9 protein-coding genes and 1 riboswitch are annotated in these 14,324 nt (G+C 71.9%); of the genes, 2 read left to right on the top strand and 7 right to left on the bottom strand.

The annotated features are described in order from the left end of the window. Positions 1-33: 33 nt before the first annotated feature. Together BO64_RS03535 and BO64_RS03530 are read right to left on the bottom strand one after the other, a co-directional pair. A complete protein-coding gene (locus BO64_RS03535) occupies positions 34-378 on the bottom strand; it encodes a hypothetical protein (protein ID WP_496401895.1) in 345 nt (114 codons plus the stop codon). Between the two features lie 76 nt (positions 379-454). Next, the gene (locus BO64_RS03530) at positions 455-1,912 is read right to left on the bottom strand and encodes a helicase HerA-like domain-containing protein (RefSeq protein ID WP_496401894.1); all 1,458 of its coding nucleotides are present in this window, start codon (positions 1,910-1,912) and stop codon (positions 455-457) included. A gap of 200 nt (positions 1,913-2,112) precedes the next feature. On the opposite strand from BO64_RS03530, the gene BO64_RS03525 reads away from it, so the two are divergent. Continuing rightward, complete coding sequence (locus BO64_RS03525; protein WP_496401893.1) at positions 2,113-3,231, top strand: AI-2E family transporter; 1,119 nt, start codon at positions 2,113-2,115, stop codon at positions 3,229-3,231. Positions 3,232-3,420: 189 nt separating this feature from the next. Then, a complete protein-coding gene (locus tag BO64_RS03520) occupies positions 3,421-8,322 on the top strand; it encodes an NAD-glutamate dehydrogenase (protein WP_496401892.1) in 4,902 nt (1,633 codons plus the stop codon). 97 nt (positions 8,323-8,419) lie between these two features. On the opposite strand, the gene purH is transcribed toward BO64_RS03520, so the two are convergent. The 5 genes from purH to BO64_RS03495 form a co-directional block, all read right to left on the bottom strand. Then, the gene (gene purH / locus BO64_RS03515; RefSeq protein WP_496401891.1) at positions 8,420-10,009 is read right to left on the bottom strand and encodes a bifunctional phosphoribosylaminoimidazolecarboxamide formyltransferase/IMP cyclohydrolase; all 1,590 of its coding nucleotides are present in this window, start codon (positions 10,007-10,009) and stop codon (positions 8,420-8,422) included. A 24-nt stretch (positions 10,010-10,033) separates the two neighbouring features. Then, positions 10,034-10,119: riboswitch (ZMP/ZTP riboswitch) on the bottom strand. An 8-nt stretch (positions 10,120-10,127) separates the two neighbouring features. After that, entirely contained in the window at positions 10,128-11,855 is a 1,728-nt protein-coding gene (locus BO64_RS03510) for a heparinase II/III family protein (RefSeq protein ID WP_496401890.1), read from the bottom strand. Between the two features lie 6 nt (positions 11,856-11,861). Further along, entirely contained in the window at positions 11,862-12,521 is a 660-nt protein-coding gene (rpe, locus tag BO64_RS03505) for a ribulose-phosphate 3-epimerase (protein WP_496401889.1), read from the bottom strand. 79 nt (positions 12,522-12,600) lie between these two features. Next, entirely contained in the window at positions 12,601-13,884 is a 1,284-nt protein-coding gene (locus BO64_RS03500; RefSeq protein ID WP_496401888.1) for an RsmB/NOP family class I SAM-dependent RNA methyltransferase, read from the bottom strand. Between the two features lie 42 nt (positions 13,885-13,926). After that, on the bottom strand, positions 13,927-14,316 hold the full coding sequence (locus BO64_RS03495) for a hypothetical protein (protein ID WP_496401887.1): 390 nt from the start codon (positions 14,314-14,316) through the stop codon (positions 13,927-13,929). Positions 14,317-14,324: the final 8 nt, after the last annotated feature.

Genomic DNA, 14,324 nt, shown 5'->3' with positions numbered 1-14,324 from the left:
AAGGCCTCCGGCGTCGCCGGAGGCCTTTTGGCTTCAGGAGTCGGCCGGCTTCTGTGAGCGGCAGATCCAGCCCTCGCTGGTGTTGATCCGGCCCGATCCCAGGGGACAGACCGTGGGCCGCCGGTACTGGCCGGTGGGCTTCTTGCCGACCACCTGGTGGCACTCGGCCCGGGACTTGTCGACATACTCCAGGGTCCCGCCGCCCTTGTCGGCGGGCACGGCGTATCCCGCCGGCTGATGCCGTTCCGGGGCGAGGCCGTTGGCGTTGCAGAAGGCCGGCTCGTCCACGTTCACCATGGCGAGCGGACCCGAGCTCTGGGCGTAGGCGGCGGGTGCGACGAGAAGGGCCGCAAACGCGGCCAGGGCCATATGGCGCATGAGATGTCCTCCAGCATCGACGCCGTCTTGATGCGGCGCTTACGGCGACGCTAGCACCACGCCCGCCGCAGGCAAGCTAGCGCCGGCGCACCCCGCCGAGGACGCCGCGGATGATCTCGCGGCCGATCTGGTTGCCGATGGTCCGCAGCATGGAGGTGGCGAAGGCCTTGCCCATGGTCTGCAGCTCCGAGGGCTTCTCCCGCGCCGGCGCCCTGGCCTTCTCGACCTTCGCGGCCTTGGGAGCGGGCTCGCCCGCCATCTGGGCGGCCTTACGCTGAAGCATCTCATAGGCGCTGTCGCGGTCGCGCACCTCGTCATAGAGGCCGCGCACCGGGCTTGCCGCCACCACCTGCGCCCGCTCCGCCGGGGTCAGCGGGCCCAGCCGCGAGGCCGGGGGCCGCACCAGGGTCTTCTGCACCACCGTCGGGGCGCCCTTCTCGTCCAGCACCGAGACCAGGGCCTCGCCCACGCCCAGGCCCTGGATGGTCTGGGCGGTGTCGAAGGCGGGGTTCGGCCGGAAGCTGCCGGCGGCGGCCTTCAGCCCCCGCTGCTCCACGGGCGTATAGGCGCGCAGGGCGTGCTGGATGCGGTTGCCGAGCTGGCCCAGCACCGTGTCGGGGATGTCCGCCGGATTCTGGGTGACGAAATAGACGCCCACGCCCTTGGAGCGGATCAGCCGGACCACCTGCTCCACCTTCTCCAGCAGGGCGGGCGGGGCGTCGCGGAACAGCAGGTGGGCCTCGTCGAAGAAGAAGGCCAGCCGCGGCTTTTCAGGATCGCCCACCTCGGGCAGTTCCTCGAACAGCTCGGACATCAACCACAGGAGGAAGGTGGCGTAGAGGCGCGGGTTGGTGATCAGCCGCTCGCCCGCGAGGATGTTCACATAGCCGCGGCCGGCCCCGTCGGTGCGCATCAGGTCCGACAGCTGCAGCGCCGGCTCGCCGAACAGGTTGGCCCCGCCCTGGTCCTCCAGCATCAGCAGCTTGCGCTGAATCGTGGCCACGGTGGCGGTGGAGAGGTTGCCGTAGCGGGCCGACAGCGCCTTGGCGTTCTCGGCGGCGTAGGTCAGGGCCGCCTGCAGGTCCTTCAGGTCCAGCAGCAGCAGGCCTTCCTCGTCGGCGGCGCGGAAGACGACGGTGAGCACGCCCTCCTGGACATCGTTGAGCTCCAGCATCCGCGAGAGCAGCAGCGGGCCCATCTCCGAGACCGTCGTGCGCACGGGATGCCCCGACTGGCCGAACAGGTCCCAGAAGACCACCGGCGCGGCGGCCGGCTGCAGCTCCAGGCCCATGCTCTGGGCGCGGGCCAGCAGCTTCTCGTTGGGCTGGCCAGGCGCGGCGATGCCCGAGAGGTCGCCCTTCACGTCGGCGCAGAAGACCGGCACGCCCGCATCCGAGAGCCCCTGGGCCAGCACCTGCAGGGTGACGGTCTTGCCGGTGCCCGTGGCGCCCGCCACCAGGCCATGGCGATTGGCCCGGTCGAGCCGCAGCTCTTCCGGCTGGTCCGAGTACCCGATCAGGACGCCGCCGGACATGGAACGCTCCTCGAAATGCGGAAATCTGCCGTCCAGCGAAGCTAGCCGCCGGCCCGCCCCGCCGCCAGCCCTCGTGTTTCTGGAACGATGATTGCCGTTATTTGAGATCCTGGGGGCAAAATCACTCCCCCTTTTTGGCAAAGACCGGTAGACCACACCCGATTTGACGGCGGCGCCCCAGCCGCAGACAGTCCGACGTGATGCCCGCACCTGCCGCCGATACGGTCTCGCGAAACGCCCTGGTGATCCTGGCGGTGATCGCGGGTGGGGCGACCCTCCGCTGGCTCTCCGACATCCTCACGCCCCTGGCCCTGGCCATTTTCCTGGCGGTGATGATCGACGGGTTCGCCCGGGTGCTGCAGACCCGCCTGCCGGGCGTGTCGCGCCGCGCCGCCACGCCGCTGGCGGTGGTGCTGTCGGTGGTGATCTTCGGCGGGGCGGCCGTGTTCGTTGTGGACAACGCCACCAGCTTCGCCACCCAGCTGGTGGCCTATGCCCCGCGCCTCGACGGCCTGCTGGCGCGCCTGGCCTCGCTGATCGGCCTGGAAGTCCCGCCCACCATCGAGCAGCTCACGCGGCAGCTCAACCCGGCCAGCTATCTGGGCCAGATCGCCCGGAGCCTGCAGGGCTTCGCCTCCACCGCCGCCTTCGTGCTCATCTATCTGGGCTTCATCCTCGCCTCCCGGCACGGCTGGGAGCGCAAGGCCGTGGGCCTGTTCCCCCATCGCGAGGAACGCCAGGACGCCATCGCCGCCTTCCTGCGCATTCGCAACGGGGTGGAACAGTACCTGTGGGTGCAGACGGTCACCGGCCTGATGATCGCCGTCGCGTCCTGGGCGGCCATGGCCGGCGTCGGCCTCGACAACGCCCTGTTCTGGGCGATCCTGATCTTCATCGCCTCCTACATCCCGATCGTCGGCGGCGTGGTGGGCGTCGCCCTGCCGCCGATCTTCGCCCTCGTGCAGTTCGACACGCTCTGGCAGGCCATCGTGCTGTTCGCCGTCCTGCAGACGGTGACCCTGTTCGTGGGCAACGTCGTCCAGCCGCGGATGCAGAGCCGCAGCCTCAACGTCGATCCCATCGTTCTCTTGCTGGCCCTGGCCTTCTGGACCGTGGTCTGGGGCCTCACCGGCGCGTTCCTGTCCACGCCCCTGACCGTCATGGCCATGGTGATCCTGGCGCAGTTTCCGGGAACCCGCTGGATCGCCGTCTTACTTTCCGATGACGGCGATCCCGACGACCTCAGCAAGAAGTCTCCGCAAGATCCCCCCGACGCCGGCCCTTCGGGACCGGCGGACAGTCACCCCCACCGTTCTTGAGCCAAGGCCTTAAATCGTGACTTCGCGCTTCCTATCTAAGGCTTGCCGGACCAATTCCCCCTCCGGCAGGTGCGTCCGCTCCCCCACCCCGCGGGCGCAGCGAGCACCCCGCGTTCCGTCGGCCCCCCACGACGGAACCACACGCCGCCGGATTCTCTCCTCCGGCGGCGTTCTCGCGGGGGCCGTCCGATGAGCCGAGCCGCCTCCCAGACCGCCAAGACCTCGGCCAGGCCGAAGACCGCCTCGCGCGGCAAGTCCGCCGGCGCCCTGGTGCGCGCCGTCCTCGCCGAGCTTGAGGGCGACGCCGCCGCCGAACCGGCCAAGGCCTTCGCCGAAGGCGCCGCCGCCGATGTCGCCGGCGACGAACTGCCCGAACTCTCCACCGCCGAACTCGCCCGCAACCTCGCCGACTTCTGGCGCTTCGCCGAGCGTCGCCGGGGCCGCGGCCCGCAGGCGCGCATCGCCCCCGTGGAAGGCGCCAACGCCGGCGGCCTCGACCGCCTGGAGATCGTCCAGGACGACGCCCCGTTCCTCGTGGACAGCGTCATGGGCGAGATCGCCGACCAGGGCCTGTCGGTCCGGGCGATGTTCCACCCGATCGTCACCGTCCAGCGCGACCGCTCCGGCGTGCGCGGCCAGACGGGCGCGCCCCGCCGGGAGTCCATGATCCAGGTGATCCTGGAGCCCATCGGCGCCGACCGCGAACAGCTGCTGCTCGAAGGCGTGACCGCCACCCTGAAGGACGTGCGCGCGGCGGTGGACGACTTCCCCGCCATGCTGGAGCTGATGGGCCGGACCCTGGCCGAGCTCGAAGCCTCGGGCCGCGCCAGTCCCGAGGAGCTGGCCTTCCTGGCCTGGCTGCACGCCGAGCACTTCGTCTTCCTGGGCGCCCGGGTCTATGAGTATCCGCGCCTGGAGAGCGGCGACTACGCCGCCGAGGAGCCGCTGTATCAGCCCACCGACGGCCTGGGCGTCCTGCGCGACCCGGCCCGCACCGTGCTGCGGCGGGCCAACGAACCGGCCATCCTCATGGGCCAGGTGAAGGACAGCCTGGCGGTCGACCCGCCCGTGACCGTGGCCAAGTCCAACGTGAAGAGCCGCGTCCACCGCCGGGGCTACATGGACTACGTGGGGGTCAAGCGCTACGGCGCGGACGGACGGCCCGTGGGCGAGGTCCGCTTCGTGGGCCTGTTCACCGCCGAGGCCTATGACCAGCCGGCCAGCGCCGTGCCGCTGATCCGCGAGAAGGCCGCCCGGGTGCTGGAACGCGCCGGCGCCCTGCCCGGCAGCCACAACGAGAAGCGGCTGAAGAACATCGTCGAGAACCATCCGCGCGACGAGCTCTTCCAGTCGAGCGAGGACCAGCTCCTGGAGCTGGCCCAGGGCATCCTTCACCTCTACGACCGCCCGCGCATCCGGGTGTTCGAGCGCCGCGACCCGTTCGACCGCTTCGCCTCGGTGCTGCTGTACGTGCCGCGCGAGCGCTACGATTCCGACATCCGCAAACGGGCGGGCGAGATCCTCGCCGAGGCCTATGGCGGCCGCATCTCGGCCTTCTATCCGAGCTTCTCGGAGACGGGGCTCGCACGGGTTCACTACATCGTCGGCTTCACCCCCGGGGGTCATCCCTGGCCGGACCTTCGGCAGGTGGAGGCCCGCATCGCCGAGAGCGCCCGCACGTGGGAGGACCGCTTCGAGGCGGCCGTGCGGTCCAGCGGCCGGACGCCTGAGGAGGTGGCCGAGACCGTCGCCGCCTACCGTGACGCCTTCCCGGCCGGCTACCGCGACCGTTTCGACGCGGCCGAGGCCCTGCGGGACGTGGCCGCCATCGAGGGCTTCGAACCCGGCCAGCCGATCCGCGTGCGGGCCTACCGCACGCCCAACGACAACAACCTCCAGTTCCGCTTCAAGCTCTATCGCTGCGGCGAGCCGGCCCATCTGGCCGACGTCCTGCCGATCCTGGAGAGCATGGGGCTGAAGGCCATCGCCGAGGCCGGCTTCCCGATCCGGCGCGACGGCAAGGCCCCGGTCTGGGTGCACGACTTCGAGCTGGAGGACCCCCGGGGCGCCAACCTCGTGTTCGACGAGGTCAAGGAAGCCTTCGAGGCCGCCGTGGTCGCCGTCTGGACCGGCCAGACCGAGAACGACGGGTTCAACCGCCTGGTGCTGGAACTGTCCCTGCCCTGGCGCGACGCGGCGCTGATGCGGGCCCTGGCGCGGTTCCGCCAGCAGTCGGGCCTCGACCCCAGCCAGCGCGTGCAGGAACAGGCCCTGTCGGCCCATCCGGGCGTGACCCGGCTGATCCTCGACCTCTTCCGCATCCGCTTCGACCCGGCGGTCCGCGCCACGCTTGAGGAGCGCAAGGCCCAGGCCGACGCGGTCATGGCCGAGATCATCGAGGCGCTGCAGGCGGTGGAGAGCCTGGACGACGACCGCGTCCTGCGCCGCATCGCCCTGCTGGTGCAGGCCATCCAGCGCACCAACTTCTACCAGCGCGGCCCGGACGGGGCGCCCAAGCCCTACATCTCGTTCAAGGTGGCCAGCGGCGAGCTGGCCGACCTGCCGGCCCCCAAGCCGTTCCGCGAGGTCTTCGTCTGGTCCACGGCCGTGGAGGGCGTTCACCTGCGCTTCGGCCCGGTGGCCCGGGGCGGCCTGCGCTGGTCGGACCGCCGCGACGACTACCGCACCGAAGTGCTCGGCCTGGTGAAGGCCCAGCAGGTGAAGAATGCGGTCATCGTGCCGGTGGGCTCCAAGGGCGGCTTCTATCCCAAGCGCCTGCCCGTGGGCGGGGCGCCCGACGCCATCCGCGCCGAGGCGATCAACGCCTACAAGACCTTCCTGTCCGGCCTGCTCGACCTCACCGACAACCTGACCCCCGAGGGCCAGGTGCAGCATCCGGAAGGCGTGGTCCCCCACGACGGCGATGATCCGTACCTGGTGGTGGCCGCCGACAAGGGCACCGCGACCTTCTCCGACATCGCCAACGGCGTGGCCGAGTCCTACGGCTTCTGGCTGGGCGACGCCTTCGCCTCGGGCGGCTCGGCCGGCTACGACCACAAGGAGATGGGCATCACCGCCCGTGGCGCCTGGGAGGCGGTGAAGCGCCACTTCCGCGAACTGGGCAAGGACATCCAGTCCGAGCCCTTCACCGTGGTCGGCTGCGGCGACATGAGCGGCGACGTGTTCGGCAACGGCATGCTGCTCAGCCGGCAGATCCGGCTGCAGGCCGCCTTCGACCACCGCCACATCTTCCTCGATCCGGACCCTGATCCGGCGGTCAGCTACGCCGAGCGGGAGCGCCTGTTCGCCTTGCCGCGCTCGTCGTGGGATGACTACGACCGCAAGAAGATCAGCAAGGGCGGCGGGGTCTTCCCGCGCAGCCTGAAGTCGATCCCGCTGACCCCCGAGGTCCGCGCCATGCTGGGGGTCGAGGCCGAGGCCCTGTCGCCGGCCGAGCTGATCAACGCCATCCTCAAGGCCCCGGCCGAGCTGCTCTACCTGGGCGGCATCGGCACCTATGTGAAGGCCCGCCACGAGGCCAACGCCGAGGTGGGCGACAAGGCCAATGACGCCGTCCGCGTCAACGGCGAGGAGCTGCGGGTGAAGGTGGTCGGCGAAGGCGCCAACCTCGGCCTCACCCAGGCCGGCCGCATCGAGTTCGCCCAGAAGGGCGGCAAGGTGAACACCGACGCCATCGACAACTCGGCGGGCGTGGACTCCTCGGACCACGAGGTGAACATCAAGATCGCCACCGGCATGCTCGAGCGCACGGGGGAACTCACCCGCAAGCGCCGCGACACGCTGCTGAAGTCGATGATCGACGACGTGGCGGCCCACGTCCTGGCGCACAACTACGACCAGACCCTGGCGCTCTCCCTGCTGGAGATGGACACTGTCGGCGAACTGGAGCCGCACGCCCGGTTCATGGCCGAGCTGGAGAGCCGCGGGCGGCTGGACCGCGCCGTCGAGGGCCTGCCCGACGCGGCGGCCATCGCCGAGCGGAAGCTGGCCGGGCGCGGCCTGACCCGGCCCGAGCTGGCCGTGCTGCTGGCCTACGGCAAGCTCGAGCTGAAGCGCGAGATCGTCGCCAGCGCCGCGCCGGACGATCCCTGGTTCGAGACGCACCTCGAGGCCTATTTCCCCAAGCCCTTGCGGAAGTGGAAGGACCCGATCCGCCGCCACCGGCTGCGGCGCGACATCATCGCCACCGTCGTGGCCAACGACATGATCAACCGCTGCGGGCCGAGCTTCCCGTTCCGGATGATGGCCGCGGCCGGTTGCGGCGTGACCGCCCTGCTCTCCGGCTATGAGGCGGCCAAGGTGGTGCTGGACTTCGAGGCCCGCTGGGCCGCCGTCCGGGCCCTGGACCTGAAGATCCCGGCCCAGGGGCAACTCGCCCTGTTCCGGCGGCTGGTGGCCTCCCTGCGCGGCGCGACCTTCTGGCTGGCCCGCCGGGCCGCCCGCGAAGGCCTGGACGTGGCCGCCCTCGTGCAGCGTTACGGCCCGGGCTTCAAGAGCCTGGACCGGCTGACGCCCGAGGCCCTGCCGGCGGTGGAACGCGCCGCCGTCGAGGCCCGCACCGCCCAGCTGGTGGAGGCCGGCGCCCCCGAGGACATCGCCCGCACCGTGGCGGCCCTCGGCCCGCTGACCACCGCCGCCGACCTGGTGGACCTGGCCGAGGGCTCCAGCTGGGCCCTGCCGAACGTGGCGCGTCTCTACTACGCCGCGGGCGAGGCCATGGCCTTCGACCGCCTGCGGGCGGCCGCGGGCGAATTCCGCGCCGGCGACCTCTTCGAGCGGACGGCCCTGCGCCGGCTGATCGAGGACCTGCTGGGCGAGCAGGCTCAGCTCACCCGCGCCATCATGGACTTCGTGGGCAACGCCAAGGCCGGCGTCGATGCGGAGCATGCCCGCGACGCGGTGGCGTCCTGGGCCTCGCTGCGCAGCGAGCAGGTGGTGGCCGCCACCCGCACGATCGACGAGATCGAGGCGGCCGGCGGCGGCTGGACCTTCGCCAAGCTCACCATCGCCAATGCGGCCCTGCGCGAGCTGGCCCAGGAGGCTGCGAGCGGACGCAAGCGGCGGGGCTGAGCGCCGCCGTCATCCGGTTCGACTTGATGGAAGAAGGCAGCGCGCCGCGCTGCATCTTGAGGGGGCCGGCGCCATGTCGGCCCCCTTTGACTTTGGGCTAGTGCCGGAAGACCCGGACGCCCGTGAACACCATGGCGATGCCCCGCTCGTCAGCGGCGGCGATCACCTTCTCGTCGCCGATGGAGCCGCCCGGCTGGATCACCGCGGTGCAGCCGGCGTCGGCGGCCTGGATCAGGCCGTCCGGGAACGGGAAGAAGGCTTCCGAAGCGCAGGCCGAACCGGTCAGGTCGAGACCGAAGTCGGCGGCGCGCAGGGCGGCGATCCGGGCCGAGTCCTTGCGGTTCATCTGGCCGGCGCCGACGCCCAGGGTCTGGCCTTCCTTGGCGTAGACGATGGCGTTCGACTTCACGTGCTTGGCCACGGTGAAGGCGAACAGCATGTCGCGGATTTCCGCCTCGGTGGGCGCGCGCTTGGTCACCACCTTCAGGTCGGCGGGGGTCAGGCGGGCGTTGTCGCGGCCCTGCACCAGGAAGCCGCCGGAGACCGACTTGAAGGTCTCGCCCACGGCCAGCGGGTCGGGCAGGCCGTCGGTGACCAGCAGGCGGACGTTCTTCTTCTTGCGGAACAGCTCCACGGCGTCCTCGTCCGCGCCGGGGGCGATCACCACCTCGGTGAAGACTTCCAGCACCTTGGCCGCTGTGGCCGCATCGAGCCGGGTGTTGAGGGCGACGATGCCGCCGAAGGCGCTGACCGGATCGCAGGCCAGGGCCCGCTCATAGGCCTCCGCCAGGCTCTTGCCCGTGGCCACGCCGCACGGATTGGCGTGCTTGATGATGGCGCAGGCGGGACCCGCGTCGGCGAACTCGGCGATCAGCTCGAAGGCCGCGTCGGTGTCGTTGATGTTGTTGTAGCTGAGCTCCTTGCCCTGCAGCTGGCGGGCGGTGGCCACGCCGATCCGCGGATTCGGGAAGCGGTAGAAGGCCGCGGCCTGGTGCGGGTTCTCGCCATAGCGCATGGTCTGGACCAGTTCGCCGGCGATGGACTTGCGGGCCGGCGCGGCCTCCCCCAGCTCGTTGGCGAACCAGGCCGAGATCGCCGCGTCATAGGCGGCGGTGCGGGCGTAGGCGCGGGCGGCCAGCCGCTTGCGCAGGGCCAGCGAGGTGGCGCCGTCGGCCGACACCTCGGCGATCACCTCTTCCATGTCGGAAGGCTGGGTGCAGACGGCGACATAGCCATGGTTCTTGGCCGCCGACCGGATCATCGCCGGGCCGCCGATGTCGATGTTCTCCACCGCCGTCTCATAGTCGGCGCCGGACGCGACCGTGGCCTCGAACGGGTAGAGGTTCACATAGACGAGGTCGATGGCGCCGATGCCGTGCTCGTCCATGGCCGCCTTGTGGGCCGGGGCGTCACGCACGCCCAGCAGGCCGCCGTGAACGATGGGGTGCAGGGTCTTCACCCGACCGTCCATCATCTCGGGGAAGCCGGTGAGCTCGGAGATGTCCTTCACGGCCAGACCCGCATCGGCGATGGCCTTGCGGGTGCCGCCGGTGGAGACCAGCTCGACGCCCTTGGCCGCCAGGGCCTTGGCGAAATCGACGAGGCCGGTCTTGTCCGAGACCGAGATCAGCGCGCGGCGGACGGCGACGCGGTCGGGGGCGGGCGGAAAGTCAGGGGCGGCGGGCACGGCGGACTCCGGGTTGCTTCGTGAATGAAGAGCCCAGGCGAGCGGCGAGTCTATGGTCCACGCGCTCCCCGGTGGTGCGCCACCTTCAATCGCCAGTCACGCGCGGATGAGCGGGGGATTAGGCCTGCTGTTTCGGCGGGTCAACCGGCGCGGCCGCCGACGAGAGCTTCCAGCGCACCCGCGCGCCGGCTCCGGCCCGGGCCTGACCGCGCAGGACGATCTGCTGACTGCGACGAAGTTCGCCGTCCAGGCAGTACACCGACGGCTCCAGCGCCACCTCCAGGGCGTCGTTGCGCAGCCACCAGCCGGCGTCATCGCCCTCGGGCTTGAGCAGCACGCTCTTGCGGTCCCGGGCGATCAGGGCGCTGACCTCGGGGTGCAGGTGAAAGCGCACCGTGAAGGGGATGAAGCGCCGGTCGGGCTCGCCCTTCGGCTCCTGGATCGGCGAGAAGCGGTCCTCGCCGCGCAGCTCGTCGGTCGCTGTCTCCAGATAGAGCCGCCGCTCATGGCGCAGGCCAAGGCCATGGGCGCCGCCGTCACAGGCCGTCTCCAGCCAGATCGCCCCCGGAGCTTCCCGTCGCTCCACCGCCACCGCCGGGCGTCGGCCGGGGAGCCGCGGCCCCAGCACCGTCGCCGGAAAGCCGCGCAGGGGCGCATCGCCGGTCTGGTCGCCGAGCGCGGCGGTGGAGGCGGCGTCGGCCACTCGCAGCGCCTGCGGCCCCGGCCCGTCCGGCGACCAGCCCGAGCCGACGATCAGCGGCTTGCCATGGCCCAGCGCTGTCAGGGCCAGCGGCTGGGCGCAGGCGGCCACGCTCCAGGGCCCCTCGGCGGGCGGCGCCGCATCGATGAGGATCTGCAGGCCGCGACCCTCCAGGCGATGATAGCCGTTGCAGGTGGGCGGAAGCGGTCGCTCGCCGGCGGTCTCCCCGGCCCGGGCGGCGGCCACATAGGTGCCCGCCACCGCCTCGCCGCCCTGGAACGCCGCGAGCCGGCCGTCGGCGAGGGTGAGGAAACGCACGGCCTCGGCCAGCCGGTCGATGGCCCGGGAGACGCCCTCCGGCGGCGGACGGCCCATCTGGGTCAGGGCCTCGTCGAGGGTCAGCAGGTCGAAGAGCAGCTCCAGGGCCGCCTGGGGGCTGCGCGTGGCGTGGCCGCCGTGCGGCGACAGCGTCCGCTCCAGCCCCCGCTCCAGCTTCGCCAGGGCCTGTCCCAGAAGACGCGCGGGTCCCGGACCGGACAGGGCGCAGGCCGCCACCGCCGCGGCGCAGGCCCGCTCGGCCGCCCGCGCCGGCCCGCCCCCCAGGTCCAGCAGGGTGCGCGCCTGGCGGGCGAGGCTTCCGGCGATGCGGGCGGTCTCGGCGTCGGAAGCCCCGGCGCAGATCGTCCGCGCCGCGCAGGCGAGGTTGAACACCCGCCGCTCCAGCACTTCCGGGTCCCAGGCGAAGCTGTTCCAGATCCCGAAGATCCGCAGCCAGTCCAGGGTCAGCCGAAGGCCTTCGGTGATGCCCTCGCCGCCCGCGGCCAGCAGGTCGGGCATCCAGCCGAAGCGGTGCAGGGCGACGGCGAACCGGCGGTCGGGGCTGGGCCGGTCCCAGGGATCGCCCCGCGGCCCGACGGCCAGGGTCGAGCCGGCCAGGACGAAGGCGCCGGCCAGGATGCGCTTGCCGTTCTGGGGATCGACGGGGCGAAGGTCCCGCGGCTGGACGCCCAGGCCCTCCACCTTCGGCGCCCCCACGGTCCAGCGGTAGAGCGGCGAGGCGTGCCACTCCTCCTTGAGCCGCCGGCTCGTCCACGCGCCCGCCGCCAGGGCCAGGGCGGCGCCGGGCGGTCGGAAGCGCAGACCCATGCGGGCTTAGCCTCGCAGGGCGGCGATGTTGGCGGCGTAACGCTCGGGCCCGCCGCGGAACACGGCCGAGCCGGCCACGAGCGCCGTGGCCCCGGCGGCGATGCACTGGGGCGCGGTCTCGGGCGTCACCCCGCCGTCCACCTCGAGGATGATGTCGGCGCCGGCGGCGTCGATCATCCGGCGCAGGGCCTCAACCTTGCGCAGTTGCGAGGAGATGAAGCTCTGGCCGCCGAAGCCCGGGTTCACCGACATGACCAGCACAAGGTCGATGTCCTCCAGGATCCACTGGATCACCGACGGGTCGGTGGACGGGTTGAACACCACGCCGGCCTTGGCGCCCAGTTCGCGGATGCGCCGCAGGGTGCGGTGCAGGTGCGGCCCGGCCTCGGGATGGACGCTGATGATGTCGGCGCCCGCGGCGCGGAACGCCTCAAGGTACGGGTCCACCGGCGAGATCATCAGGTGGACGTCGAACGGCAGCTTGGAGTGCGGCCGCAGGGCCTTCACCACATCGGGGCCGATGGTGATGTTCGGCACGAAGTGGCCGTCCATCACGTCCACATGCACCCAGTCGCACCCCGCCGCCTCGATGGCGCGCACCTCCTCGCCGAGTTTCGAGAAGTCCGACGCCAGGATCGAGGGCGCGATGATCGTCCGTTCCGCCATGGGCCGGGTGTTAATCTGATACGGCCCAAGAGGCCAGACCCAGCGCCCTGTCGGCCGGCCACAGGGCGCAAGGTCCGGCTCAGGCGCTGCGCCTCAGGCGGGCGATGAAGAAGCCGTCGCCGCCGGCCCGATGATGCGGCAGGATGCGGAGCGCGCCGGTCTCCAGCCGGCTGGCCTCGGGGGCGCCGCCTTCGCCGGGGGCGACCGGCTCCAGGGCGAACTCGGGGGCGCGCTTGAGGAAGGCCGCCACCTGCGCCTCGCCTTCCTCCGGCTCCAGGGAGCAGACGCAGTAGACCAGCCGCCCCCCCGGCTTCACCCGCCGGCCGGCGGCGTCCAGCAGGCGAGACTGCAGGGCCGCAAGCTTGGGGATGTCGGCCGGGCTCGCCACCCACAGCACGTCGGGATGGCGGCGATAGGTGCCCGTGGCCGAGCAGGGCGCATCCAGCAGCACGGCGTCGAATCGCCGGCGGTCGGACCATTCGGCGGCGTCGGCGTTGATCACCTCGGCGGAAAGACCCGTGCGGGCGAGATTCTCGGTCACCCGCTTGAGACGGCCCGCCGACTTGTCCACCGCCGTGACCCGGGCGCCGGCGGCGGCCAGCTGCAGGGTCTTGCCGCCCGGGGCGGCGCAGAGGTCGAGGGCTGTCTCGCCCGGCTTGACGGCCAGGAGGCGCGCGGGCACGGCGGCCGAGGCGTCCTGCACCCACCAGCGGCCCTCGGCGAAGCCGGGCCAGGCCGAGACCTCGCCCTTCAGGCCCGCGCGCAGGCTGCCGCGCGGCAGGACCTCCGCCTCCAGCGCCGCCGCGAGATCCGCGTCCTCCGCCTTCGGCGTCACGTCGGTGGCGGGCTCCTGGGCGATCATCCGCGCCATCTCCCGGGCCGCCTCGGCCCCGAAGGCCGAGCGCCAGCGGGCGGCGAGCCACTGGGGCGCCAGGAGGTCGGGATCGTCCATCGGCGGCGGCTCGCGGGTCAGGCCCCGCAGCACGGCGTTGACCAGGCCCTTGAAGACCTGGCCGCCCTTCTGCCGGCCAGCGAGATCGACCGTGGCCGAAACCGCGGCGTGGGCGGGTGTCTTCAGCACCAGGAGCTGGGCCGCGCCCAGACGCAGGACCTGGACGATCCGTTCGGGCGGCGGCTTCTTCAGCCTGGCCTGCAAGGCCGCGTCGATAGGGCCGAGGTGGCGCAGCGTGGCCATGGCCAGGGCGCGGGCGAAGGCCCGGTCGCGCGGCGCCAGCCGGCCCAGGGCCGGATGGGTCAGGCCCTCCTCCAGACCCGCGCGGCGGGAGAGGGCGGCGTCGAGAAGATCAAGGGCGGCCGCCCGCGCGGGCTGGCCGGCGGCGGCTTCGGAGGTGGTGTCGGTCACCGCGCCGGCCTGCCCCGATCGGGCGGCCGGCGCAAGGACTCTTTAGGCGCCGGCGGCGCGCCGGCGGCCCGCCAGCACGACGCAGGCCCCGAACATCAGGATCGAGACCGCCGCCAGCATCTCGCCGCCCATGAGCAGCGGGGCGATGGGCGGCCGGCCCTGGGAGATCAGATAGACCATCGGCAGCATCATCAGATTGGCGACATTGGCGACGACCAGCACCGCCCAGCCCAGCTTCTGCGGCGCCCGAGCGCCGGCGATGCCGAAGAAGGCGCCCATCAGGGCCAGGGTCGCCCAGCCCAGCAGGTTGATATGGGCGTGGACCGAACGCATCGAGAAGTCCTGGGTGGCGCCCATGAACATGCCCATGAGCATGCCGCCCATGGCGTACAGGACGGCGACGGCGAAGAACGCCGTGGATAGACGGGACATTTGAGAAG

This window comes from Phenylobacterium composti DSM 19425 (genome assembly GCF_059568645.1).
This window is presented reverse-complemented; position numbering and strand designations above follow the sequence as displayed.